This is a genomic window from Thauera propionica (assembly GCF_002245655.1).
Lineage (GTDB): Bacteria > Pseudomonadota > Gammaproteobacteria > Burkholderiales > Rhodocyclaceae > Thauera > Thauera propionica.
Genome location: NZ_NOIH01000003.1, coordinates 231,518 through 257,136 on the forward strand (window position 1 = coordinate 231,518; position 25,619 = coordinate 257,136).

Annotated in this window: 20 protein-coding genes; 8 read left to right on the top strand and 12 right to left on the bottom strand. The window is 66.2% G+C overall.

The genetic code is table 11. The annotated features are described in order from the left end of the window. Nucleotides 1–2 precede the first annotated feature (2 nt). The 11 genes from CGK74_RS02485 to CGK74_RS02535 all read right to left on the bottom strand — a co-directional run bounded on the left by CGK74_RS02485 (nt 3) and on the right by CGK74_RS02535 (nt 15,524). Nucleotides 3–788, bottom strand: coding sequence for a Na(+)-translocating NADH-quinone reductase subunit C (locus CGK74_RS02485; protein ID WP_094266936.1), 786 nt, complete (start codon nt 786–788; stop codon nt 3–5). Further along, nucleotides 781–1,992: an NADH:ubiquinone reductase (Na(+)-transporting) subunit B gene (locus CGK74_RS02490; protein WP_094266937.1), complete on the bottom strand. Its 1,212-nt coding sequence runs from the start codon at nt 1,990–1,992 to the stop codon at nt 781–783. Before CGK74_RS02490 ends, CGK74_RS02485 begins: the two co-directional genes overlap by 8 nt. Before the next feature lie 2 nt (nt 1,993–1,994). After that, nucleotides 1,995–3,335 (bottom strand): Na(+)-translocating NADH-quinone reductase subunit A, encoded by a 1,341-nt coding sequence (locus CGK74_RS02495; protein ID WP_094266938.1) that lies wholly within the window; start codon nt 3,333–3,335, stop codon nt 1,995–1,997. Nucleotides 3,336–3,577: 242 nt separating this feature from the next. Next, nucleotides 3,578–4,777 carry an acetyl-CoA C-acyltransferase gene (locus CGK74_RS02500; protein WP_094266939.1) on the bottom strand — a complete coding sequence of 400 codons (1,200 nt, stop codon included), beginning with the start codon at nt 4,775–4,777 and terminating at the stop codon, nt 3,578–3,580. 13 nt (nt 4,778–4,790) lie between these two features. Then, nucleotides 4,791–7,172, bottom strand: coding sequence for a 3-hydroxyacyl-CoA dehydrogenase/enoyl-CoA hydratase family protein (locus CGK74_RS02505; protein ID WP_094266940.1), 2,382 nt, complete (start codon nt 7,170–7,172; stop codon nt 4,791–4,793). Between the two features lie 60 nt (nt 7,173–7,232). Next, the gene (locus CGK74_RS02510) at nt 7,233–8,519 is read right to left on the bottom strand and encodes an OmpP1/FadL family transporter (RefSeq protein WP_094266941.1); all 1,287 of its coding nucleotides are present in this window, start codon (nt 8,517–8,519) and stop codon (nt 7,233–7,235) included. Nucleotides 8,520–8,596: 77 nt separating this feature from the next. After that, entirely contained in the window at nt 8,597–9,004 is a 408-nt protein-coding gene (locus CGK74_RS02515; RefSeq protein ID WP_094266942.1) for an acyl-CoA thioesterase, read from the bottom strand. A 3-nt stretch (nt 9,005–9,007) separates the two neighbouring features. Then, nucleotides 9,008–11,026 (bottom strand): 3-hydroxyacyl-CoA dehydrogenase NAD-binding domain-containing protein, encoded by a 2,019-nt coding sequence (locus tag CGK74_RS02520; protein ID WP_094266943.1) that lies wholly within the window; start codon nt 11,024–11,026, stop codon nt 9,008–9,010. Beyond that, the gene (locus CGK74_RS02525) at nt 11,023–12,309 is read right to left on the bottom strand and encodes an acetyl-CoA C-acetyltransferase (RefSeq protein ID WP_094266944.1); all 1,287 of its coding nucleotides are present in this window, start codon (nt 12,307–12,309) and stop codon (nt 11,023–11,025) included. Before CGK74_RS02525 ends, CGK74_RS02520 begins: the two co-directional genes overlap by 4 nt. Next, complete coding sequence (locus CGK74_RS02530; protein ID WP_094267419.1) at nt 12,306–14,792, bottom strand: acyl-CoA dehydrogenase; 2,487 nt, start codon at nt 14,790–14,792, stop codon at nt 12,306–12,308. Before CGK74_RS02530 ends, CGK74_RS02525 begins: the two co-directional genes overlap by 4 nt. 54 nt (nt 14,793–14,846) lie before the next feature. Next, the gene (locus CGK74_RS02535; RefSeq protein WP_094266945.1) at nt 14,847–15,524 is read right to left on the bottom strand and encodes a TetR/AcrR family transcriptional regulator; all 678 of its coding nucleotides are present in this window, start codon (nt 15,522–15,524) and stop codon (nt 14,847–14,849) included. A 157-nt stretch (nt 15,525–15,681) separates the two neighbouring features. On the opposite strand from CGK74_RS02535, the gene CGK74_RS02540 reads away from it, so the two are divergent. From CGK74_RS02540 to CGK74_RS02550, 3 genes are all read left to right on the top strand, one after another. Beyond that, nucleotides 15,682–17,502 carry an ABCB family ABC transporter ATP-binding protein/permease gene (locus tag CGK74_RS02540; RefSeq protein ID WP_094266946.1) on the top strand — a complete coding sequence of 607 codons (1,821 nt, stop codon included), beginning with the start codon at nt 15,682–15,684 and terminating at the stop codon, nt 17,500–17,502. Nucleotides 17,503–17,563: 61 nt separating this feature from the next. Continuing rightward, nucleotides 17,564–19,303 carry a cation:proton antiporter domain-containing protein gene (locus CGK74_RS02545; RefSeq protein WP_094266947.1) on the top strand — a complete coding sequence of 580 codons (1,740 nt, stop codon included), beginning with the start codon at nt 17,564–17,566 and terminating at the stop codon, nt 19,301–19,303. 64 nt (nt 19,304–19,367) lie between these two features. Further along, nucleotides 19,368–20,369: an asparaginase gene (locus CGK74_RS02550; RefSeq protein ID WP_094266948.1), complete on the top strand. Its 1,002-nt coding sequence runs from the start codon at nt 19,368–19,370 to the stop codon at nt 20,367–20,369. 24 nt (nt 20,370–20,393) lie between these two features. Here the strand turns inward: CGK74_RS02550 and cysB are convergent, their stop codons facing one another. Next, a complete protein-coding gene (gene cysB / locus CGK74_RS02555) occupies nt 20,394–21,335 on the bottom strand; it encodes an HTH-type transcriptional regulator CysB (protein WP_094266949.1) in 942 nt (313 codons plus the stop codon). 173 nt (nt 21,336–21,508) lie between these two features. Between cysB and CGK74_RS02560 the strand changes: the two genes are divergently transcribed. The 5 genes from CGK74_RS02560 to cysD are packed head-to-tail and all read left to right on the top strand — an operon-like array spanning nt 21,509 to nt 25,590. Next, entirely contained in the window at nt 21,509–23,197 is a 1,689-nt protein-coding gene (locus CGK74_RS02560; protein WP_094266950.1) for a nitrite/sulfite reductase, read from the top strand. After that, nucleotides 23,190–23,741 carry a DUF934 domain-containing protein gene (locus CGK74_RS02565; RefSeq protein ID WP_094266951.1) on the top strand — a complete coding sequence of 184 codons (552 nt, stop codon included), beginning with the start codon at nt 23,190–23,192 and terminating at the stop codon, nt 23,739–23,741. The genes CGK74_RS02560 and CGK74_RS02565 overlap by 8 nt, the downstream gene beginning before the upstream one ends. Then, on the top strand, nt 23,741–24,511 hold the full coding sequence (locus tag CGK74_RS02570) for a phosphoadenylyl-sulfate reductase (RefSeq protein WP_094266952.1): 771 nt from the start codon (nt 23,741–23,743) through the stop codon (nt 24,509–24,511). Before CGK74_RS02565 ends, CGK74_RS02570 begins: the two co-directional genes overlap by 1 nt. 4 nt (nt 24,512–24,515) lie before the next feature. Then, a complete protein-coding gene (locus CGK74_RS18905; RefSeq protein WP_165770033.1) occupies nt 24,516–24,668 on the top strand; it encodes a hypothetical protein in 153 nt (50 codons plus the stop codon). Between the two features lie 7 nt (nt 24,669–24,675). Next, on the top strand, nt 24,676–25,590 hold the full coding sequence (cysD, locus tag CGK74_RS02575; protein WP_094266953.1) for a sulfate adenylyltransferase subunit CysD: 915 nt from the start codon (nt 24,676–24,678) through the stop codon (nt 25,588–25,590). Nucleotides 25,591–25,619: the final 29 nt, after the last annotated feature.

The following is a 25,619-nucleotide window of genomic DNA, read 5'->3' on the forward strand; positions in this document are numbered from 1 at the left end:
GATCAGACCCCCTGGGTACGAAGTTTGGCCAGGTAGGGCCCGAAGCCCTGCTCACCCAGCCAGAATTGAAGCAGCCGGTCGACGCCGTTGCTTGTCAGCGTGGCACCAGCAAGTGCATCGACCTGATGTGTCGCCTCGGGGTTCGCCGGATCCACGCCCCCCTTGACGATGCGGATCGCCGGTTTGCCCTGCTCGTCGAACAGGGTCTTGCCCGGCCACAGCGCCTTCCACTTCGGGTTGTCGACTTCGCCGCCAAGGCCCGGCGTCTCGGCATGCTGATAGAAGCCGAGGCCGACCACCGTGTTGAGGTCGTTCTTCACTGCGACGAAGCCATGGAGTGTCGACCAAAGCCCGTAGCCCCGCACCGGCAGAATGAGGGACTCGAGCTTTCCATCCTGCTCGACCATGTACACGGTGGTGAAGCGTTCGCGGCGCTTGATCAGCGCGATGTCCTCTTCGCCGGGCAGCGCATCGGACAGTTTCGGGTCTCGCGCTGCCTTCAGCGGGTCGAACAGGTTCGGATCATGGGCGTCCGCATACTCGCCCGTCTCCAGATCAATCACGCGCGCCCTGATGCGGCTGCCGAACACAGCCTTCACCTCGCGCGCCGACATTTCAGCATCACCCAGGCCGGCGATGGACAGGATGCTGCGTTGCTTGTCGAGCTGGCGGTTCTCGATCTGCACCGGCTTCAGCGAAACCGCCGCACCGGCAACGAAGACCGAGCTGACGAGACTGACCGCCAGCGCCACCAGCAGCGTACGGCTCGTCGATTCTTTCTTAGACATTGCGCGCAAGCCTCCGCTTGATGTTGGCCGCAATCACGAAGTGATCGATCAGCGGCGCACACAGGTTGGCGAAAAGGATGGCCAGCATGATGCCCTCGGGGAAGGCAGGGTTCACCACGCGCACCAGCACGGTCATGACACCGACCAGCGCGCCGAAGATCCACTTCCCGGTATTGGTCATCGACGCCGACACCGGGTCGGTCGCCATGAAGATCATGCCGAAGGCGAACCCGCCCATCACCAGATGCCAGTACCAGGGCACGGCGAACATCGGGTTGGTGTCAGAGCCGATGGCGTTGAACAGCAGGCTCATGCCCACCATGCCGAGGAACACACCGGTGACGATGCGCCAGGACGCGATCTTCATCAGCAGAAGCACCGCACCGCCGATCAGGATGGCCAGCGTGCTGGTCTCGCCGATCGAACCGTGGACGGTACCGAGGAAGGCGCTCATCCAGTCGATGCCGTTGCCGACCACCGCCTCGATACCTCCGCTGGCGCCGAGCGACAGCATGGTCGCGCCGGTATAGCCATCCACCGCGGTCCACACGGCGTCGCCCGACATCTGCGCCGGATAGGCGAAGTACAGGAAGGCACGGCCGGTCAGCGCCGGGTTGAGGAAGTTCTTGCCGGTACCGCCGAACACTTCCTTGCCGATCACCACGCCGAAGCTGATGCCCAGCGCCACCTGCCACAACGGCATGTCCGGCGGGCAGGTCAGGGCGAACAGCACCGAGGTGACGAAGAAGCCCTCGTTCACCTCATGGCGGCGAATCGCGGCGAACAGCACTTCCCAGAAGCCACCGACGATGAAGGTCGTCAGGTAGATCGGCAGGAAGTAGGTCGCCCCGTGCAGGAAGTTTGCCCACAGGCTGGCCGGGTCCAGCCCCGCCAGCGCACTGGTCAGCGCGATGCGCCAGCCGTCCTGCGCCGCCATCAGCTCGGCACTGCCGGCGAGGATGGTGTTGGCCTGGTAGCCGACGTTCCACATGCCGAAGAACATCGCCGGGAAGGTGCACAGCCACACCGTGATCATCATGCGCTTGAGGTCGAGACCGTCGCGCACGTGGGAGGTGGTGCGGGTGACACTGCCGGGCTTGAACAGACCCGTGTCGATGGCTTCGTACAGAGCGTAGAACTTCTCGTACTTGCCGCCCTTTTCAAAATGATGCTCGATGCTGTCGAGCCAGGAGCGCAGACCCATTCTCAACCCTCCTTCTCGATGCGTGTGAGGTTATCCCGCAGGATGGGACCGTATTCGTACTTGCCGGCGCACACGTAGGTGCACAGCGCCAGGTCTTCCTCGTCCAGCTCCAGGCAACCCAGCTTCTGCGCCATCTCGGTGTCGCTGACGATGAGCGAGCGCAGCAGCTGCGTCGGCAGGATGTCGAGCGGCATGACTTCTTCGTAGTTGCCGATCGGCACCATCGCACGCGGGCTGCCGTTGGTGGTGGTCGTGAAGTTGAACAGCTTGCCCGGCGAGAGCTTGGAGATGTAGAGGTTCATCACCGAGTGTTTGTCGACACCCGCGCGCAGGTAATGCAGCATCTCGCGCTCGGTGCCTTCCTCCAGGCAGGAAACCTGCAGGTGGTAGCGCCCCAGGTAGGCGCAGGCGCCGCGCGAGGTGCGGCCACCGAACACCGAGCCGGAGATCACGCGCACCTTCTTGCCCGGCAGCAGCTCGCCGGCAGTGAGCTCGTCCAGACTGGCACCCAGACGGGCACGCACCAGGCGCGGCTTGTCGACCATCGGGCCGGCGATGGACACGACACGTTCGGTCCACAGGCGGCCGGTGGAGAACAGCTTGCCGACGGCGATCACGTCCTGATAGTTCAGGTACCACACCGACTTGTGCGCATCGACCGGGTCGATGAAATGGATGTGGGTGCCCGCCAGGCCTGCCGGATGCGGGCCGGCAAAGGTCTCGGCGCTGACATTGGCCAGCCCGGAACAGGGCATCTGCGTGCCTTCGGCATGACACACGACGACACGGGCGATGCGAGCGAGGGCCTTGAGACCGCGCGCGAAGTCCGCGGCGTGCTCGGCGATGACGACAGTCGGATCGACGGCGAGCGGATGGGTGTCCATCGCGGTGACGAAGATCGAGCTCGGCGTGCCGTCCACCGCCGGCACCTTGCTGTAGGGGCGCGTGCGCAGGGCGGTCCACAGACCGGAGTCGATCAGGTTCTGGCGCACCTTGTCCTGCGCCAGCGTCTCGAGCTCGCCATCGGTGTAACGCGCGAACTCGACCGCGTCCTCACCTTCGAGATCGATCACCACCGACTGCAGCACGCGCTGCTCGCCGCGATGGATCGCGCTGATCGTGCCCGCACCGGGCGCCGTGAAGACCACGCCGGGGGTCTTCTTGTCGGAAAAAAGGACCTGGCCCAGCTTCACCCGATCACCGACCTGAACCGACATCGTCGGCTTCATGCCGTGATAGTCGAAGCCGATGACGGCCACACTGCGCACCGGCCTGCCGGCCTCGATACGCTGCGCCGGGGCGCCGGTGATGGGCAGGTCCAGTCCGCGTTTGATTCTTATCATGCGTCTCTCGCCCAAACTGTCGTGACAATGGGCGGGAGGCGAACGAACCCCCGGCAAGACTGCAATCCGAAGGCTGTCGACGCGCTCCCGCATCAAACAAACCCGCGGATTATAAAAGATTGTTACCAACCGATCACGGTGATCGATCAGGTGACGTGCACGTCATCCGTGTTATCCGAAGGGTGGGAATGGGGAACGGCAGCCGAAGCTGCCGTTCCCCGAACGCCATGCGAAAGGCCGAATCAGACGCGCTCGAACACCCCTGCTGCGCCCATGCCCGTGCCGATGCACATGCTGATCATGCCGTAGCGCAGGCCGGGATCGCGCTGCATGGCGGCCATCAGTGTCGCAGTGCGGATCGCCCCCGTCGCGCCTAGCGGATGCCCCAGCGCGATCGCCCCGCCCAGCGGATTGACCTTGGCCGGGTCCATCTCCAGTTGGCGCATCACCGCCAGCGCCTGGGCGGCGAAGGCCTCGTTCAGCTCGGTCCAGCCGATGTCGCCCATGCCCACCCCTGCACGCTGCAGGGCGCGCGGGATGGCCTCGATCGGGCCGATGCCCATGACCTCGGGCGGTACACCGGCCACGGCGAAGCTGGCAAAGCGCGCGATCGGCTTCACGTCATAGCGCTTCACTGCCGCCTCGCTCATCAGCAGCACCGCGGCCGCACCATCGGACATCTGCGAACTGTTGCCCGCCGTCACCGAGCCGCGCGCGGCGAACACCGGCTTGAGCTTGGCCAGCTTGTCCAATGCCGAATCCGGCCGCGGCCCCTCGTCCTGCGCCAGCATGCGCTCGACGATGCGTACCGTGCCGCCTTCGCCAGGCACGTGTGACTTCACCGCATACGGCACGATCTCGGCCTCGAACTGCCCGGCCGCAATCGCCGCGCAGGCGCGACGATGCGACTCGACGGCGAACGCGTCCTGATCCTCGCGGCTGACGCCCCACTGCTGCGCCACCCGCTCCGCCGTCAGCCCCATGCCGTAGGCGATGGCGACGTTCTCGGCGTGCGCGAAGATCTCCGGATTGAGGCTGACCTTGTTGCCCATCATCTGCGGCATCGCGCTCATGCTTTCGGTGCCGGCGGCGATCATCACGTCAGCCTCGCCAAGGCGGATGCGGTTGGCGGCATCGGCCACTGCCTGCAGACCCGAGGCGCAGAAGCGGTTGATCGTGACACCCGGCACCCTGTCCGAAAGGCCGGCCAGCAGCAAGCCGATACGCGACACGTTCATGCCTTGCTCGGCTTCCGGCATTGCGCAGCCGGTGATGACGTCGCCGATCTCGTTGCCATCGAGATTGGGCACCTTCGCGACCACCTCGCGCAGCACCTTCGCCAGCATGTCGTCCGGCCGCACGTTGCGGAAGGCACCGTTGCGCTTCGCAACCGGCGTGCGCACCGCGGCGACGATATAGGCGTCCTGAATCTGTTTGCTCATCGATTCTTCTCCGTCAGTTGCGCAGGGGCTTGCCCGTCTCGAGCATGTGCGCGATGCGCTGCTGGGTCTTCTCGGTCTTCAGCAGTTCTACGAACTGCGCGCGCTCGACGTCCAGGATCCACTGCTCGCTGACGCGGCTGTTGGTCTCCACTTCACCACCGCACAGCGCGGTGGCCGCCGCCTTGGCGACGCGGTAGTCGTGCGCCGAGATGAAGCCCCCTTCGGCCATGTTCACCAGCATCATTTCGCAGGTCGCGATGCCGTTGCGCCCCGCCACGGTGACCGCCGGATTGACCAGCGCCGGGCGCCAGGCCGATTCGGCCATCGCCCGCGCGCGGCGAATCCCGGCGTACAGGATCTCGGCAGCGTTGAACACCACGTCGTCCCCCGCCCGCCCGAAGCCGAGCTGGATCGCCTCCAGCGCGCTCTTGGCGACAGTCGCCATCGCAATCGTCTGGAAGGCGTTCTGGATGTAGGGGAACACATCACCGCCGGCCGCACGCAGCGCCAGGGCGTGGGCCTGCAAGGCGAACTCCTTGCTGCCGCCACCCGCCGGAATCAGGCCGACGCCGGCCTCGACCAGGCCGACGTAGCTTTCGAGCGCGAACACGCGGTGCGCGGCGTGCATCACGAACTCGCAGCCGCCGCCCAGCGCCATGCCCTGCACCGCCGCGACCACTGGCACCTGCGCATGCTTGATGCTCATCGACGCGCGCTGGAACTTCGCCACCATCTTCTCGAGCAGATCGAACTGACCGGCGCGGCAGGCCTCGCCCACCTGCTGCAGATTGGCACCGACCGCGAACGGCGCCGGCTGCCAGATCACCAGGCCGTCGAGGTCGGCTTCGGCACGCGCGATCGCCTCGAGCAGACCATCCATCACCTCGTCGCCGATCGCGTGCATCTTCGACACGATCGACACGATGCCAATGCGCGCATCCAGGTCGGCGCGCCGCCACAGGCGCACGCCGCCGTTCTCCCACAGCGTCTCGCCGCGGTCGTCCGGCGCCTCGCCCAGAACCCGGTCCGGATAGAGCTGGCGCTGATACACGGGCAGCGCCGCGCGCGCCTTCAGCGCGTTCTCCGCGGCACTGAAGGAGCCCGCGGGCGCATGCGCACCGTCGCGCTCGAACACCCATGGTGGCAGCGGCACGCTCGACATCGCGCGACCGTGGTCGATGTCCTCCTGGATCATCGCCGCCACCTCGCGCCAGCCCGCGGCCTGCCAGGTCTCGAACGGCCCCTGCGCCCAGCCGAAGCCCCAGCGCATCGCCAGGTCGACATCGCGCGCATTGTCGGCGATGTCGCCCAGATGCACCGCGCAGTAATGAAACACGTCGCGGAAGATGGACCACAGGAACTGCGCCTGCGGGTGCGGATGCGCTGCGAGCTGGGCGAACTTCTCCGCCGGGCTCTTCAGCTTCAGGATCGCCTCGACCTCGGGGAAGACCTCGCCGCCGCTGTCGCGGTAGTCCTGCAGATTCAGGTCGAGCACCTGGATCTGCTTGCCCTGCTTGCGGTAGATGCCGCATTTGGTCTTCTGCCCCAGCGCACCCTTGGCGATCAGCGCCTGCAGCCACGCGGGCGTGCTGAAATGCGCATGCCAGGGGTCGTTGGGCAGCGTCGCCTGCATGGTGCCAACGACGTGCGCCAGCGTATCGAGACCGACGACGTCGCCCGTGCGGAAGGTGGCGCTCTTGGGACGGCCGATGCGCGGACCGGTCAGCAGGTCGACTTCATCGAAGGCCAGGCCCAGACGCTGGGTGTGGTGCAGCACCGCCAGGATCGAGAATACGCCGACGCGGTTGGCGACGAAGTTGGGCGTGTCCTTGGCGCGCACGATGCTCTTGCCGAGGCGGGTCGTCAGCCAGGCCTCCAGCGCATCAAGCATCGCCGGATCAGTGTCGGCGGTGGGGATCAGTTCCACCAGCGGCATGTAGCGCGGCGGATTGAAGAAATGAATGCCGCAGAAGCGGCTGCGCGCGCCGGCCGGCATGCCGGCGGAGAGGGCATTGATCGACAGACCCGAGGTGTTCGACGCGAACACGGCACCGGGCTTCAGATGCGGGGCAACCTTGGCGTAGAGATCGAGCTTCCACTCCATCTTCTCGGCGATAGCCTCGATGACCAGGTCGCATTCGCCCAGTCGGGCGAGGTCGGTGCCGTAGTTGGCGGCCTCGATGTACTGCGCGCGATCCTTCGCCGCGAACGGCGCCGGATCGAGCTTCTTCATGCTGGCGACGGCCTTGTCGACGACGCCGTTTGCCGGGCCTTCCTTGGCCGGCAGATCGAAGAGGATCACCGGCACGTCGGCATTGGCGCAATGGGCGGCAATCTGCGCGCCCATGACGCCGGCGCCGAGCACGGCAACCTTGCGGATGATGAGACGACTCATGCGGTTCTCCGGATGCGAAGCGGCCAGGCCACCGGGCCCGGCCGCGGCCCTCTGGCGGGGTTAGAAAGCGTGGTTGAGCTGGACCGAGAAGATGTTGACCGAAGTGTCGAACGACCCACGAACAAACTGCGCGGTCTGAGTCGTGCCGAGCACAGTACGGCGGTCGATCTTCTCCTTGTCGAAGAACAGACGCGCGTAACCGGCATCGATCGAGGTCTGCTTGGTCAGCTTGTAATTGAAGCCGACGGCCAGCCAGGTGCGGTCGGAGTCCGGCAGGCGGACGGTGCGGTCCTCGGCCTTGCGCACAGGCGATTGGTCGTACGCAACACCCGCGCGCAGCCGCAGCGCGTCGGTGTACTGGTACTGCATGCCAAGGCCGACCCTGTAGCTGTCCTTGAAGCCCAACTCTTCGTTGTTGATCAGCGCACCTGTCGCACCATTCAGAACACGCAAGCGGGGCAGAGAACTCCAACCAGTCCACGTATAGTCGGCGAGGATCTGGAGCTTGTCGGTTGCCTGATGGGAAATGGCCAGCGAAGCGGTATCCGGAAGCTCGATAGACACTTTCGCCGGCCTCGATGTGGGCCCAGCCTCCAGCTTGCCTTCAACATTCAAGTCGATCGTTGAGCGGTACGTGACGCCCACACGTGTCGCCGGCGTCAGCTGAAACATTGCGCCTGCGTTCCAGCCCCAGCCGGTATCGTCACCCGACAGTTTGCTCTCGACATCCACCGTAGCCGGCAGCAGTGCAACGACGGGCTGCATACCGCGCAGATCGGCCTCGAACTTCACGTAGTTGACGCCGAAACCCAGCGAAACCACGTCGTTGACCCGCAACGCAATGCTCGGGTTGATGTTGATCGCCTTGATCTCCGAATAGTTGCCTTGGTAGCGCCCCATGAAGGTATCGTCCCACTCGGTGGCGTTGCCGAAGGTCGGCGAGATCCCGAGACCGAGCCGCAGGTCCTTGTTCACCGACATGGCCCAGAACACGGCGGGTACCAGTGACTTGCCGCCCGCGTTACCGCCGTCGTTGTCGAGCGGATAGGCGGGAACAGGTGGCGCAGCCACGCGCAGGGCATTCGTCCCCTTGTCCGAGAACTCGAGCGAGCGATCCAGCACGGTCAGCGCACCCGTGACATGGTGACCTTCGCTCAGGTAGAGCATCCCCGCCGGGTTGAAGTAGATCGTGCTCGCATCCTCGGCCACCGCTGCCGAACCGGCGTAGGCGTAGCCGGTCCCCGCCCCGTTCTGGTTTTGCAGCGCAAAACCCGCGGCCATCGCGTTACCCGCCGCCAGTGCGGCGGTCGCCGCAGCCACATTCATTGCCAGACGCTTCAGTTGCATGTGATGTCCCCTCACGTTGTCATGACTTGCGGGTTTGTCCCGCTCTACTGAAAAAACGCACTACTCACCAACAAAACTCATTCGGCAGGCACCGGGCGCTTGCGCCCGCGGTCGTCGAGCGCGACATAGGTCAGTCGCGCCTCGGTCACCTTGACCACAACCGGATTCTCCGGATCGCGTTCGGCAAAGACTTCGACATCGACCGTGATCGACGTACGCCCGACCGAACTGACGTCCGCATAGAAGCTCACGAGGTCGCCGACCGACACAGGCTGCTTGAAGACGAAGGAGTTGACTGCCACGGTCGTAACCCGCGAGCGCGCCCTGCGCACTGCGGGAATCGCCCCCGCAATGTCCACCATCGACATCACCCAGCCGCCGAACACGTCACCTGCCGGATTCAGGTCTGCCGGCATCGGCATGACCCGCAGCGCCGGCTGCTTGTCGTGGGGCAGTTCAGAGGCCTGAACGGACAACTCGCTCATGATTCACTCCTGGGTGACAGTCTGCGGCGCACCTTCCGCCACCACCGGATCCCCGCCAATCCGGGTTTTCCCGCGACTGCGGCTGTAATGCAACGGCCCGCCGGTATGCGGGGCAAATCCCGTTCCGAATATCACGCCTGCATCGGCCAGATCGGCATCCGCCACCACCCCGTCGCGGACACAGCGCTCGGCCGCCGCGAGCAGCGGCGCGAGGATACGCTCGGCCAGTTCGGGCCCGGCCGCGCCGGCCTCGCCCTTCTGCGCCTTGCCATCCACCCAGCGGTAATAGCCCTCGCCGCTCTTGCGTCCGAGTCTGCCTTCCTCGACCAGGCGCAGCAGTCGCTGCGGTGGCGTCGCGCCCTCTCCGGCCAGTGCCTTGCCTGCGGCGACCGCGATGTCGAGCCCGACGGTATCGACCAGTTCGACCGGCCCGATCGGCATGCCGAAGCGTACCAGTGCGGCATCGACGGTTTCCGGCGAGCGCCCCTCCTCGACGCAGCGCAGCGCCTCGAGCATGTAGGGCCCGAGCACCGCATTGACGAGGAAGCCGGGCGCACTCTTGACCGGCAGCGGCAGCTTGTCGATGGCACGCACGAAGCCGGTCGCACGACGCAGGACCGCGGCATCGGTCGCCTCGCCCTGCACCACCTCCACCAACGGCAGCATCGGCACCGGGTTGAAGAAATGGATGCCCACGAGCCGCGAAGGGTCCTGCAGCACCGTGGCGATGTCCTCGAGCCGCAGGCTGGAGGTGTTGGTGGCAAGCACCGCCTCGGGCTTCGCACGGCGCTCGAGATCGGCGAACAGGCTGCGCTTGACCTCGAGGTTCTCGAAGATCGCCTCGATGATGAGGTCGGCACGCGGCACGCCCTGCCCCTGCGGGTCTGGAATGAGCCGGTCGAGCGCGAATCGGACCTGACGCGCATCGCCCTTGTAGCGGCGTTCAAACAGCTTCGCGGCCCGCTGGATGGCCGGTGCGATGCGTTCGACCGACTGATCCTGCAGCGTCACCCGCATGCCGCGCAGCGCGCACACCGCAGCAATGTCGCCCCCCATCACGCCAGCACCGACCACATGCACATGTTTCGGCGCGAAATCGCTGTCCTTGCCGAAGGCCTTCAGGCGCTCCTGCAGGAAGAACACACGCACAAGGTTCTTGGTCGTGGGCGAGGCGAAGATCGCCTCGAGCGAGGACGGATCGCCGGCCGGCACGGCGAGCGCATTACCTTCGTACTTCTCCCAGATGTCGATGATGGCGAAAGGCGCAGGATAGTTGTCACGGCTGACCTTGGCGGCGGTCTGCTTGCGCGCCTTGTCGGCCACCTTGCTGCGCAGCGGGCCATTCATCGCATAGCGCAGCACGCGCTCCTGCAGCGGCAGCTTGCGCGGCGGGGCATCGGACAGCGCCATGATGCGCGCGGCGGATTCCATCACGCGCAAGGGCACGCAGTCGTCCACCAACCCGAGGCGCTTCGCCTTCTTCGCGTCGACGCCCTTGCCGGTCAGCATCATGTCGAGCGCAGCCGCCGGACCGATCATGGCCGGCAGGCGCAGGATGCCGCCCCAGCCCGGGACGATCCCCAGCATCACCTCCGGCAGGGCGAGCTTGGTGCCGGGTTCATCCACCGCAATGCGATAGCGGCACGCCAGCGCCAGTTCCAGGCCACCGCCCAGACAATGTCCCCGGATCAGCGCGAGCGTGGGATAGCGCACCGCGGCGAGGCGGTTGAAAAGGCTCCAGCCGCGCTCCACCAGAGCGCGCGCGGCGCTTGGTGAATCGAGCTGTGTGAACTCCTCGATATTGGCGCCGGCGATGAAGCCGGCAGCCTTGCCCGAGGCGATCACCAGCGCCTTCGGCGAGCGGGCGTCCAGCACATCGAGCACCTGCGCGAACTCGGCCATAACCTCGGCCGACAGCGTGTTGGCTGCAGCATCGACGCAATCGATCTCCAGCCAGGCCAGACCGCCGTCCTCCTGGCGCAGTCGCCAGTGCTTCCAGGTTTGTTGTGTGAAATGCGTCATTGCATGGTCTCCACCAGCATCGCGCCGCCCTGTCCCCCGCCGATGCAGATCGACGCCATCCCGCGCTTGCCGCCGGTGCGACGCAGCACGTGCAGCAGGTGCAGCACGATGCGCGCACCGCTCGCGCCGACCGGATGCCCCAGCGCCACAGCGCCGCCATCGACGTTCAGGCGAGCCATGTCGGGCGCCCCCGGCGCTGTCTCCACACCGAAATGCGTGCGGCAGTATTCGTCATCATCGAACGCGCGCAAGCAGGCGATCACTTGTGCCGCGAAGGCTTCGTTCAGCTCCCAGGCATCGACATCGTTCGGCGCCAACCCGTGGCGCTGCAGAATCGGCATCGCTGCATGCACCGGGCCAAGCCCCATCTGGTCCGGCGCGAGCCCGGCCCACTGGCTGTCGACGATGCGTCCGATCGGCTGCAGTCCATGACGCTCGACCGCCTCGGCCGACGCCAGCAGCAGCCACGCCGCCCCGTCGGTGATCTGCGAACTGTTTCCGGGGGTGACGCGGCCGTACTTCTTGTCGAAGAAGGGCTTCAGTTTGGCCAGTCCGGCCATCGACGAGTCCCGCCGTACCCCATCGTCGGAGGCATAGACGGTGCCGTCGCGGCCGATCAGCGGCACGATCTCGTCGGCGTAGTGGCCGGCGTCCTGCCCGGCGACCACGCGCTGGTGGCTCTGCACCGCAAAGGCGTCCATGTCCTCGCGCGTGATGCCGAACCTGAAGGCGAGGTTCTCGGCGGTCTGCCCCATCAACTGGCCGACAATCGGATCGGTCAGGCCCTTCATGATGCCGATGACCGGTGCGAGGTAAGCCAGACGCAGGGACTTGAGCGCCACCAGCTTCTGGCCGACCGTCTTGGTCGCGTACCAGTTCGCCAGCCAGCGCACCATCTTCTCGGAGAACAACAGCGGGGCGTGGGACAGGGCATCGACACCGCCCGCCAGCACCAGCCCCGAACGGCCGCACTGGATGTTGGCGATCGCCGAATCAAGCGCCTGCATGCCCGAAGCGCAGTTGCGCATGACCGTCCAGCCAGGCACGGCATTGCCGCAACCCATGCGCAGCGCCACCACGCGGCCGATGTTCACTTCGTCCGCGGCCGGGCTGGCGCAGCCCAGGATCACTTCGTCGAGTTGGTCGGGCGCGAAGGACTGGCGCATCAGCAGCGCCGTACCCGCCGCGGTGGCCATGTCCGCCGCGGTGAAGGGACCGGGGCCGGTACGCGCCTTCAGGAAGGGCGTGCGCGCGCCATCGACGATGAACACATCACGACTCATGCGGCCTCCTTCAGCGCCGGCGCCACCGTCGGTACCTCGTCCAGCGCAGCCTTGAGTCCGAAGTCATACGGGAAGTCATCGACACGGATGGCCTTGTCACGCAGCAGGTTGCGGCGTTCAACGACGCGATACTCTTCCTCGGTGATCACGCCGGCATCGCGCGCCCGGCGCCACACTTCATCCACGTCGCCATCGGTCAGCAGGCCAGGCTTGAAGCTGCAGTCACGCTGCGCCTGCTTGAGCTTGGCCTCGATCGGTTCCGCCGCAATCGTCGCCGCCAGGGCCGCTTCGAGCGCGCCGACCGGCTCCTCGATGTCGGTCGGCAGATAGACGTCGGACGTCAGCCGGTCGCGGGTGGCCGATGGCGTGATCAGCAGCGCGGCGACCTCATGCCCCAGCTTGTCGGACGGCACCACGTAGGGCCGGCCGAGCGGGAACACGACGAGGCGACGCAGCACGATAGCGAAGAGCTTGTTCGGGAAGTTCGCGATCACGCCCTCGAAGGCCTGCTGGATGCGGAACATGCAGTCCCAGATCGCCCAGTGCATCAGCGGCGCGTCGGCCGCCGGCCGGCCGTCGGCCTCGTAGCGTTTCAGCGTCGCCGTGGCCAGATACATCAGCGACAGGATATCGCCCAGGCGGGCCGACAATTTCTCCTTGCGCTTGAGCGCGCCGCCCATGGTGCCCATCGAGATGTCGGCGATGAAGGCGAAGGCGGCCGAGAAGCGCGTGAGCTGCTGGTAGTAGCGGCGCGTCTCGGGCGCGACATCCGGCGGAACCTTCACGAAGTGCGAGCCGGTCAGTCCCATCACCACCGCACGCGCTGCGTTCGACACGGTAAAGCCGACATGGCCCCACAAGGCCTTGTCGAAGGCGCGCGCATCATTGCGCTGCGCTGCACCCATCTCCTCGAGCACGAACGGATGGCAACGGATCGCACCCTGGCCGAACAGGATCAGGCTGCGCGTGAGGATGTTGGCCCCCTCCACGGTGATGCCGACCGGAATCTGCTGGTAGGCACGGCCGAGGAAGTTCTGCGGGCCAAGGCAGATGCCCTTGCCGCCGATCACGTCCATGCCATCGTTGACAACCTGGCGCGCGCGCTCGGTCACGTGATACTTGACGATCGCAGACACGACCGACGGCTTTTCGCCCAGGTCGATCGCGCCCGCCGTCATCACGCGCGCCGAGTCGCACAGGTAGGTGTTGGCGCCGATGCGCGTCAGCGCCTCCTCTACACCTTCGAAACGGCCGATCTGGGTCTTGAATTGATAGCGCACGCGGGCGTAGGCGCCCACTGCACGCGCAGTCAGCTTCTGCATGCCGGTGTTCGAGCCCGGCAGCGAGATCGAGCGCCCGGCAGCCAGGCACTCCATCAGCATCCGCCAGCCCTGGCCGGCCATCTTCGGCCCGCCGATGATGAATTCGAGCGGCATGAAGACCTCCTTGCCGCGCACCGGCCCGTTCATCCACACCGCATTCAGAGGGAAGTGGCGACGACCGATGTCCACACCGGGATGCTCGTGCGGCACCAGCGCGCAGGTGATGCCGACATCCTTGTCGCCACCCAGCAGCCCATCGGGGTCGTACAGGCGGAAGGCCAGGCCGAACACGGTACACACCGGCGCGAGCGTGATGTAACGCTTGTCGAAGCTCACGCGCATGCCCAGCACTTCCTCGCCGTTCCACACGCCCTTGCACACCACGCCGGCATCGGGAATGGACGCGGCGTCCGATCCCGCCCATGGGCTGGTGAGCGCGAACGCCGGGATCTCGCGACCGCAGGCAAGGCCAGGCAGGTAGTGCTGTTTCTGCTCGGGCGTACCGTAGTGCAGCAGCAACTCCGCAGGGCCAAGTGAGTTCGGCACCATCACGGTGACCGCGGGCGCAGACGAACGGGTCGACAGCTTGGTGATCACCTGCGAGTGGGCATAGGCCGAAAAACCCTTACCGCCGTAGTCCTTCGGAATGATCATCCCGAGGAATCCCTTGTCCTTGATGAACTGCCACACCTCGGCCGGCATGTCCTGCTGCTGCGTGCACGTCCAGTCGTTGGTCATGCGGCACAGCTCCTCGACCTCGTTGTCGAGAAACGACTGCTCCTCGGCCGTGAGCCGAGGCCAGGGATAGTTCTGAAGCTTCTTCCAGTCCGGTTCGCCGCGGAAAAGCTCGCCTTCCCACCACACCGTACCGGCCTCGAGCGCATCTTTCTCGGTCTGCGACATCGTCGGCAGCGCCTTGCGGAAGGCCTTGAAGATCGGAGCGGTCACCCACTGCCGACGCAGAGAGTCGACGAGGAACAGGCTCATCGCGCCACCATACGCGGCAAGCGCCAGCAGCGTCACCGCCACCGGCCAGTCAGCCGCCCAGCCCATTGCCGCAAGCCACACCAGGCCCGCCAGCAGCCAGGCAAAAAGTGGCGCTCGCCCGTAGGCGAGCGCACCTGCCAAGGGAGGGAGGGAAACCAGCAACAACCAGACCATCATGTTCTCCTCTTGCCGGGCGCTCGGGTTCTGACTGGCGCCCTGTCATTGAAATCAGTCGGGATCGGTCGCCCCGAACTCGGGCAGCGGCGCGCGCAAGCCCCCGAGCAGGAAGCTCATCAGGCGCGGCAACAGCTTCGACGGGTCATCAGCCTCGTAAGGCATGCCCGCCATCGCATGCACACTCTCGATGCCTGCAATGGCGAAGGACATCGCCCCCATCATGAAATGGAAGCGCCACATCACCTCGCCACGCGGTACTCCCGGCAGCGCGCGGAACAGCGCACCCAGAAAGCGATCCATGACCTCGGCGTACTCCTCGGCGAGGAACTGGCGTACGAAGGCGTTCGGTTCGTTATAGGTCCGACTGAGCAGGCGCATGAAGAGGTTGCCGCCATGTTCGGTGTCGGCTGCGAGTGCCAGCGCCGTGCCGAAGAAGGCCTCGACGATGCGGCTTGGCTTCAGCGGCGACCCGCCGGCCTCGGCTTCCAGCCGGTCGAGCGCGGCAAGCCGCGCCTCATTCAGCGCCGTCAGCCGGCGGCGAAACACGGCCTGGATCAGCGCGTCCTTGCTGCCGAAGTGGTAATTCACCGCCGCGAGATTGGCATTCGCCGCCCCAGTGATCATGCGCATCGACGTGCCTTCGAAGCCGTGCTCGACGAACAGCCGCTCGGCCGCATCTAGGATGCGATCGCGCGTTTCGGGCTGTGACGTGCGGGATTCGGTGGACATCGGCAATCTCTTTCAAACGTTTGTTTGAATCATACGTTCTCTTTATTGCCTGTCAAGCGTTGTTTATGGCGAAGAGCGGCAGGAACCGCGGGTTTGACTCCCGATCGGCAGAGCAACAGAATCGAGCGCTTCCGCCGCCCCACCCCGGATCGCCTGAATGAGACGCGCCCCCTCCGCCGCCCTGCCCGCCGCCGAACCCACCGAACGTCACGACTGGCAGACCCTGAAAAGCCTGTTTCCCTTCATCTGGGCCTACAAGGGCCGCGTGATCTTCGCGCTCGCCTGTCTGCTGGCCGCGAAAGGCGCGAACGTCACGGTGCCGATCATCTTCAAGCACCTGATCGACGATCTCACGATCACGCGCGAACAGGCCTTCATCGTGGTGCCGGCGGCGCTGCTGCTGGCCTACGGGGCGTTCCGCTTCTCGACCTCACTGCTTACCGAGCTGCGCGAGGTCATCTTCGCCCGCGTTACGCAACAGGCGGTGCGCGAGATCTCGCTACGCGTGTTCCGCCATCTGCATGCGCTGTCGCTGCGCTTTCACCTCGAGCGCCAGACTGGCGGCCTGACGCGCGACATCGAGCGCGGCACGCGCTCGATCGGGTCGCTGATCAGCTACACGCTTTACTCGATCCTGCCGACGCTGATCGAGATCGGCCTGGTGATCGGCATCCTGCTGGTGCAATACGACGCCGTTTTCGCGCTGATCACACTCGCCGCGCTGGTGATCTACGTCGTGTTCACGGTCAAGGTCACCAACTGGCGCACGACGCTGCGCCGCCAGGCCAACGAGCTGGACTCCGCGGCGAACGCGCGCGCCATCGACAGCCTGATCAACTTCGAGACCGTCAAGTACTTCAACAACGAGGCGTTCGAGGCGAGGCGCTACGACGAACAGCTGAACAAATGGACCCAGGCCCAGATCACCAACCAGTACTCCCTGTCCGCGCTCAACGTCGGCCAGGCCGCGATCATCGCGGTCGCCGTAACGGCGATGATGTGGCAGGCGGCGATCCGCGTGGCCAGCGGCGAGATGACGATCGGCGACATCGTCCTGGTCAATGCCTTCCTGATCCAGCTCTATATTCCGCTGAACTTTCTCGGCGTGCTGTACCGCGAGATCCGCCAGTCTTTGACCGACATCGAGCGCATGTTCGGCCTGATGCACCAGCACCGCGAGATCGCCGATGCACCCGACGCCCTGCGCCTGCCGGCTGGTCCGGCCAGCGTGCGCTTCGAGAATGTCAGCTTCGCGTATGACGCCAAGCGCCCGATCCTGTTCGACGTCGATTTCGACATCCCTGCCGGCAGCACGGTGGCGGTGGTCGGGCACTCCGGTTCGGGCAAATCGACGCTCGCCCGCCTGCTCTACCGCTTCTACGACGTGCAGGGCGGCGCCATCCGCATCAACGGTTACGACATCCGTCAGCTAACGCAGGACAGCCTGCGCGCAGCCATCGGCATCGTCCCGCAGGACACGGTGCTGTTCAACGACACCCTGCTCTACAACATCCAGTACGGCCGCCCGACAGCCACACGCGAAGAGGTCGAGACCGCCGCGCGCGCCGCCCAGCTCGAGGACTTCATCCGCCAGCTGCCCGACGGCTACGAGACGCGCGTCGGCGAGCGCGGTCTGAAGCTGTCGGGCGGAGAGAAGCAGCGTGTGGCGATCGCCCGCGCCCTGCTGAAGAACCCTGCCATCCTGATCTTCGACGAGGCCACTTCGGCCCTCGACTCCAAGACCGAGAAGGCGATCCAGGCGCAGATCGAGCGCGCCGCGCAGGGCCGCACCGCGCTGGTCATCGCACACCGGCTGTCGACGATCATGGATGCGGACGAGATCATCGTGCTCGACGGCGGGCGCATCGTCGAGCGCGGTCGCCACACCCCGCTGCTGGCGAAAGGGGGCGCCTACGCGCAGATGTGGCTGCTGCAGCAGCAGGAAGAGGCTGCGACGGGTGCGCCCGAGGCGCGCTAAGTGCCGGAGCGAAGGCGGGAGCGTCACGTAAAATCAAACATTGGATCCATTTCCCGCCCTCATGGACGCTCACGATTCGGTTCCCTTCCTGAAGGAAGTCATCCTCTTCCTCACCCTTGCCGGGGTACTGATACCTCTGCTCGGCCGGCTGAAGATCAACCCCGTGCTCGGCTTCCTGGCCGTGGGCACGCTGATGGGTCCCTATGGGCTGGCCTCGTTTGCGGCGGACCTCCCCTGGCTGGCGTGGCTGACCTTCGGCCGGCCGGAGGACGTGGAGTTTCTCGCCGAGCTGGGCGTGATCTTCCTGATGTTCATGATCGGCCTCGACATGTCGGTCGAGCGCCTGTGGTCGATGAAGCGGCTCGTCTTTGGCCTCGGCGGTTTGCAGGTACTGCTGACAGCGGTTGCGATCGGCCTCGTCTCCGCACAGTTCGGCAATGCGATCGAAGCGTCGGTGATCCTCGGTACGGTGCTCGCGTTCTCATCGACGGCGATCGTGATGCAGCTGCTGATCCAGCGCCGCGAGCTCGGCACCCCGCTGGGCCAGTCCTCGTTCGCCATCCTGCTGTTCCAGGATCTCGCCGTCGTCCCGCTGCTCGTGCTGATCAGCATCCTTGGCGCGACCGGTGGTGAAGGCAGCTTCGGCTCCCTGCTCGCATTGGCGGCGTTCAAGGGCGTGCTTACGGTGGTGGTGCTGTATCTCGTGGGGCGTCGCGTCATTCGTCCGCTCTTTCACCAGATCGCCTCCGACCGCCAGCCCGACACCTTTACCGCCCTCACGCTGCTGACGACACTGGGCGTCGCGGCCTTGACCTGGTCGGCGGGCTTGTCGATGGCGCTCGGCGCCCTGCTGGCCGGCCTGATCATCGCCGAAACCGAGTTCCGCCACGAGGTCGAGATCACCATCGAGCCCTTCAAGGGCCTGCTGATGGGGCTGTTCTTCCTGTCGGTGGGCATGGGCATCGACCTGCGAGCCCTCGCCGAACAGCCGGTGTGGATTCCGCTGTCGGTCCTCGGCCTGCTGGCCCTCAAGGGCGTCATCGTCGCCGTGCTGCTGCGCGTGTTCGGCATGTCATGGGGGCGTTCGGTCGAAGGCGGCCTGCTGCTCGGCCAGGGCGGCGAGTTCGCCTTCATCGTCATCGGCCTCGCCCTGGGGTTCGAGCTGATTTCGCGGCCGGTCGGCCAGTTCATGCTGATCGTCGTCGGCGTATCGATGCTGGTGACGCCGCTCGTTGCCCGCCTTGGCCAGGCGCTGGGCGACGCCTTGGACCGCAGCATCGTCCCCGATGCCCCGCCACCCGATGCGGAACTGGGCGAACTGCACGACCACGTGATCGTCGCGGGCTACGGACGGGTCGGCCAGATGGTGGGACAGATGCTCTCCGAGCAGGGGGTCTCCTTCATCGCGATCGAGCACGACACCAAGCTGCTCAACCGCCACCGTGGCGCGGGTACGCCCGTGGTGTTCGGAGATGCGAGCCGGCCGGAACTGCTGCGCAAGCTCCACATCGAGCGCGCACGCGCGGTGGTGCTGACCATGGACAATACCGCCGCGGCCACGCACGCAACGCAGGGCATTCGACGCATCGCCCCGGAGATGCGTATCATCGCGCGCTCACGCGACGAGAAGCACGCGCTTATCCTGCGCGAGGCGGGCGCATCGGTTGTCGTGCCCGAGACGCTGGAGTCCGCCCTCAAGCTGGCGGGCGCCGCCCTCGAATCGCTCGGCGTGCCAGCCGAGGCGGCCGCGCGGCTCCTCGAACAGGAGCGTGAGCGGCGCATCATGGCCTTGCGTGAATGAGCACTGCAGCCTCGCCCTCCCCCGGAAGCCCTGTACCGAACCATCCACTGCGGACCACGACACCTTGAGCACGCGCAAGCCCCGCATCGCCCTGCTCGCCACCGGCGGCACCATTGCCGGTGTCGCCAGCTCGCCAACCGAAACGAAGGACTACGCCGCCGGCCAGCTTGGCGCGACCGACCTGCTCGCGGCCGTGCCGCAACTGGCGACGCTGGCCGACATCCGCTCCGAGGAGCTGTTTGCGATCGACAGCAAGGACATGGGTCCGGCGCACTGGCTGATCCTGCTGCGTCGCGTGCAGGCCCTGGCGGACGATCCGGAGATCGACGGCGTCGTGATCACGCACGGTACCGATACGCTCGAAGAGACCGCCTACTTCCTGCACATCACGCTCGCCACCGCCAAGCCGGTGGTGATGACCGCCGCGATGCGCCCAGCCACCGCGCTGTCGGCCGACGGCCCGCTGAACCTGTACCAGGCGGTGCAACTGGCCTGCCGCCCTGCCGCCGGCCGCGCCGGCGTACTCGCCGTGCTGGGCGACCGCATCCTGCCGGCCCCCCTCATCGCCAAGCGCCACCCCAGCGCCGTCGATGCGTTCAGCACGCCGGAGGCGCTCACCGTCAGCGCGTCCGACGCCCAACTGCAGGCCCTTGCGCCCTACCGCTACAGCCGCCTCAGCCTGCCCGACAGCGTGCAGGTGTTGCCCCCGGTCGAACTGCTCACCGTCGGCGCGGGCAGTTCCGCGGCGCTGGCTTCCGCCGTCGTGCGCGCACTGGCACGCGCCAGCCTGCTGACCGGCGCGGCCGGACTCGTGCTCGGGCTGCCGGGCAATGCGAGCCTGCCGCAAAGCTGGGAGACCGCCATCGAAGAAGAACTGCCCGCGTCGGTGCCGGTGGTACTGGCCAGTCGTTGCGGCAGTGGCGTGACCGCAGAGCTGACGGGCCGTCCCAACAACTGGCTGCAGTGCGTGGCGCTCGATCCACTGAAGGCCCGTGTCCGCCTCATCGTGGGCCTTGGCGCCGGCCTGCGCGGCGTGCGCCTGAAACGCTGGTTCGAGCGCGGCTGACGCCTCACGGGCCCGCCGACCCGCCTACAGGCCGGCGTCCGTGCCGCCGCCGGCGAGCGCCGCATCCACGATGCGCCGCGTCAGGTGCGGCGCGAAGCCCTCGATGAAGGCATATATATAGGCGCGCAGCCACGCGCGCTTGCGCAGCCCGATCCGCGTCGTGCTCGATTCGAACAGGTGCGACGCATCGACCATGCCCAGGCGCCGGTCCTCCTCCGGGTTGTAGGCCATGCGCGCGAGGATGCCAATGCCAAGATCCATCTCGACGTACTTCTTGATCACGTCCGAATCGATCGCCGACAACACCACGTTGGGCTTCAGCCCGCGCCCGAGGAAGGCCTTGTTGATCAGGCTGCGGCCGGTGAAGGCGTCGTCGTAGGTGATCAGCGGATAGCGCGCGATCGCCTCCAGCGTGAGCGGCGCCTCGCGCAGGATGGGATGGCGCGGCGTGGCGACGATGCAGCGGTTCCACTGGTAGCAGGGCAGCATCACCAGGTCGTCGTAGTCGGCGATGGCCTCGGTGGCAATCGCGATGTCGGCGGTGCCGTCGAGCACCATCTCGCACACCTGGCGCGGGCTGCCCTGATGCAACGACAGCTTTACCTGCGGGTAGCGCCGCATGAAGTCGCGGATCACCGACGGCAGCACATAACGCGCCTGGGTGTGAGTGGTGGCGATCGACAGGCTGCCCACACCTTCGTTGGCGAACTCGTCACCCACCTGCTGCAGGTTGTCGAGGTCGCGCAACACACGCTCCGCGATCGCCAGCACCGCTCGCCCGGGCTGGGTCACGGCGACGAGGCGCTTGCCGTGGCGCTCGAAGATCTCGATGCCCAGCTCGGTCTCGAGTTGGCGGATCTGCTTCGACACGCCGGGCTGGGAAGTAAACAGGGCGTCGGCCGCTTCGGAGACGTTCAGCCCGCGTCGGGCGACCTCGTGGATGTAGCGCAATTGCTGCAGGTTCATGACCGAACTTTTATAACTTTCAATTCTTAGAGTTTAACCCTGAACACCTTCTGAGCCCTAAGACAAGCCTCTACGATCGCGGCACTCCCAGGAATCGGTGCCCCGTCACGGCGCATCGGCCCAAAGAATCGCAATCCGGCGCCTCCGCGGCTCCCCTCGACGAGAGACAGAACATGTACCAATACGACGAATACGATCAACGCATCGTCGATGAGCGCGTTGCCCAGTTCGCCGACCAGACCCGCCGCTACCTCGCCGGCGAACTGACCGAGGACGAGTTCCGTCCGCTGCGCCTGCAGAACGGCCTCTACATCCAGCGCCACGCGCCGATGCTGCGCATCGCCGTGCCCTACGGCAACCTGAACTCGAAGCAGCTGCGCACGCTGGCGCACATCGCCCGCACCTACGACCGCGGCTACGGCCACATCACCACGCGTCAGAACATCCAGTTCAACTGGCCGCGCCTGGAGGACGTGCCCGAGATCCTCGACCTGCTGGCCAAGGTGCAGATGCACGCCATTCAAACCTCCGGCAACTGCATCCGCAACGTCACCTCCGACCCGTTCGCCGGCGTGGCCGCGGACGAGATCGTCGATCCGCGCCCGTGGTGCGAGATCCTGCGCCAGTGGAGCACCTTCCACCCCGAGTTCGCCTTCCTGCCGCGCAAGTTCAAGATCGCGGTCAATGGCGCGAAGGAAGACCGCGCGGTGATCCGGGTGCACGACATCGGGCTGGACATCGTGCACAACGCCGCTGGCGAACTGGGCTTTCGCGTGCTGGTGGGCGGTGGTCTGGGGCGCACGCCGATCATCGGCGAGGAAGTCGCCGCCTTCGTGCCGTGGCAGCAGATCCTCAACTACTGCGAGGCGATCCTGCGCGTCTACAACCTGCACGGTCGTCGCGACAACGCCTACAAGGCGCGGATCAAGATCCTGGTGAAGGCGCTGGGCGTGCCCGAGTTCGCGCGCCAGGTCGAGGAAGAATTCGCCCACCTCAAGGACGGCCCGTCGACGCTGACCCAGGCCGAGATCGAGCGTGTCGCCAGCCGCTTCAACGATCCGGTGCTGAGCGCGCTGGCGCAGGATGCCGGCTATCGCGCGCGACTCGCCGAGGACAAGGCCTTCGCCGCCTGGGCGCGGCGCAACGTGCGCGACCACCGCGTGCAGGGCTACGCCAGCGTCGTGCTATCGCTCAAGCCCTACGGCGTGGCGCCGGGCGATCTCACGGCAGACCAGTTCGACGCCGTCGCCGAACTCGCCGACCGCTACGCCTTCGGCGAAGTGCGCAGCACCCATGAACAGAACATCGTGCTCGCCAGCGTGCGCGAAGCCGACCTCTTCGCACTGTGGCAGGACGCCCGCGCGATCGGCCTGGCGACGCCCAACATCGGCCTGCTCACCGACATCATCTCCTGCCCGGGCGGCGACTTCTGCGCGCTCGCCAACGCCAAGTCGATCCCGATCGCCAACGCCATCCAGGACCGCTTCGACAACCTCGACTACCTGTTCGACATCGGCGAACTGGAGATCAACATCTCGGGCTGCATGAACGCCTGTGGCCACCACCACGTCGGCCACGTCGGCATACTCGGCGTCGACAAGAACGGCGAGGAGTTCTACCAGGTGACGATCGGCGGCGAACAGGGCAACCAGACCACGCTGGGCAAGGTCATCGGCCCGTCCTTCGCCGCCGCCGAGATGCCGGACGTGATCACCTCGCTGATCAACAACTTCATCGACAACCGCCAGGACGACGAGCGCTTCATCGACACCGTCCGCCGCATCGGCGTGGAGTCCTTCAAGACCCGCGTCTATGCCGAGCGCGCCGCGCGCCTCGAAGCCAAGGAGATCGCCCATGTCTGACATCATCAAGAACGGCCGCGTGCATGTAGACGAGTGGACCGTGCTGCGCCTTGCCGAGGGGGACGAAGCTGCCACCATCGTCCTGCCCGCCGGCCGCGTGATCGTGCCGCTGGCGGTGTGGCAGGCACGCCGCGAAGAACTGCTGCCCAAGGCCGAGGCAGGCGTACTCGGCGTCTGGCTGGCAGGCAACGAGGACCCGACCGAGCTGGCCGGGGACCTGTCGGCACTGCCGCTGATTGCGGTCGACTTCCCCAAGTTCGCCGACGGCCGCGGCTACTCGATCGCCACCCTGCTGCGCACCCGCCTGGGCTATGGCGGTGAACTGCGTGCGATCGGCAACGTGCTGCGCGACCAGTTCTTCTTCCTGCTGCGCTGCGGCTTCAGCGTGCTGCAACCGCAGGAGGACAAATACACGCCGGCCCAGCTGGAGGCGGCACTCGCCAGCCTGATCGACTTCACCGAACCCTACCAGGGCGCGGTCGACCGCCCGGAACCGCTGTTCCGCCGCCAGCCTCGTCGTCCGCTGCACAAGGAAGCCGCCTGATGAACGCGAGCGTCTCCATCCTGCGTCCTGCTACGAGCAACCCGGCGACCCGCCCCGCGCTGACCGACGCGCTGCGCGCTACCGTCGGCGCCAAGGCGGCCGCCGCCCTGGCCCTGCTGCGCGAGGCAGTCGCGGAATTCGGTGGCCAGGGCGAGCTCGCCTTCGCCAACAGCTTCGGCGCCGAGGACATGGTGCTGAGCGACCTGATCCTGTCGAACGCGCTGCCGATCGAGATCTTTTCGCTCGACACCGGGCGCCTGCCGGCCGAGACCTACGCGCTGATCGGCGAGGTCGAGCAACGCTACGGCACCAAGCTGAAGATCTACTTCCCGGACGCGACCGCAGTGGAGACCTTCGTCCGCAGCCACGGCATCAACGCCTTCTACGACTCGGTCGAGCTGCGCAAGGCCTGCTGCGGCGTGCGCAAGATGGAGCCGCTGCGTCGTGCGCTCGCCGGCAAGAAGGCCTGGATCACCGGCCTGCGCGCCGCCCAGTCGGTCACCCGCAGCGGCCTGCCGCTGCGCGAATTCGACAGCGCCAACGGGCTGGATAAGTTCAACCCCTTGTCGGACTGGAGCGAAACGGAAGTCTGGGCCTACATCCGCCTTCACGAGGTGCCCTACAACGCGCTGCACGACCAGTTCTACCCCAGCATCGGCTGTGCGCCCTGCACGCGCGCCATTGCCATGGGCGAGGACGTGCGCGCCGGCCGCTGGTGGTGGGAAGACCCCGCCTCCAAGGAGTGCGGCCTCCACGTCAAAAAGGGCTGAAGCGATGGACGGCAAGCACCCCGCCCAGACCCCGCACGCGCCGGTCGTGGGCGCCGGTCGCCGCAGCCTGCAACACCGCCTCGGCGCCCTGCGCGCCGGCCTCAAGGCCGCACTGCGCGCCTTCCGCACACACCCGAACAAGCATCCGCAACGGTAAACTGATCATGTCGACGCTGACCAAACAGACGCTGTCCCACCTCGACTGGCTCGAGGCCGAAGCCATCCACATCCTGCGCGAAGTCGCCGGCCAATGCGCCAACCCGGTGCTGCTGTTCTCCGGCGGCAAGGATTCGATCTGCCTGCTGCGCCTGGCCGAGAAGGCCTTCCGCCCCGGCCGCTTCCCTTTCCCGCTGATGCACATCGACACCGGCCACAACTACAAGGAAGTGACCGACTTCCGCGACAAGCGCGCCGCTGAGCTGGGCGAGCGCCTGATCGTGCGCTCGGTAGAGGACTCGATGGCGCGTGGCACAGTGGTGCTCAAGCACCCAGGCGAGTCGCGCAACAAGCACCAGTCGGTGACGCTGCTCGAGGCGATCGAGGAATTCGGCTTCGACGCCTGCATCGGCGGCGCCCGCCGCGACGAGGAGAAGGCGCGCGCCAAGGAACGCATCATGAGCTTCCGCGACGAGTTCGGTCAGTGGGACCCGAAGAACCAGCGCCCGGAGTTGTGGAACCTGTACAACGCGCGCAGCCACAAGGGCGAGAACATCCGCGCCTTTCCGATCAGCAACTGGACCGAGCTCGACGTCTGGCAGTACATCCAGCGCGAGCAACTGAAGTTGCCGTCGATCTACTTCGCGCATGTGCGCCCGGTGGTGCGCAAGAGCGGGCTGCTGCAGCCTGTGACCGAGCTAACACCGGCCAAGGACGGCGACGTGGTGGAGGAGGTGCTGGTGCGCTTCCGCACCGTGGGCGACATCACCTGCACGGCGCCGGTGGAGTCGGATGCGGATACGGTGGAGAAGATCCTGGCCGAGACGGCCACGACGACGATTACTGAGCGTGGAGCGACGCGGATGGATGACCAGACTTCGGAGGCGTCGATGGAGCAGCGGAAGAAGGAAGGGTATTTCTGAAGGTTTTTTTGGTGGCTTGAGTGTTGGTG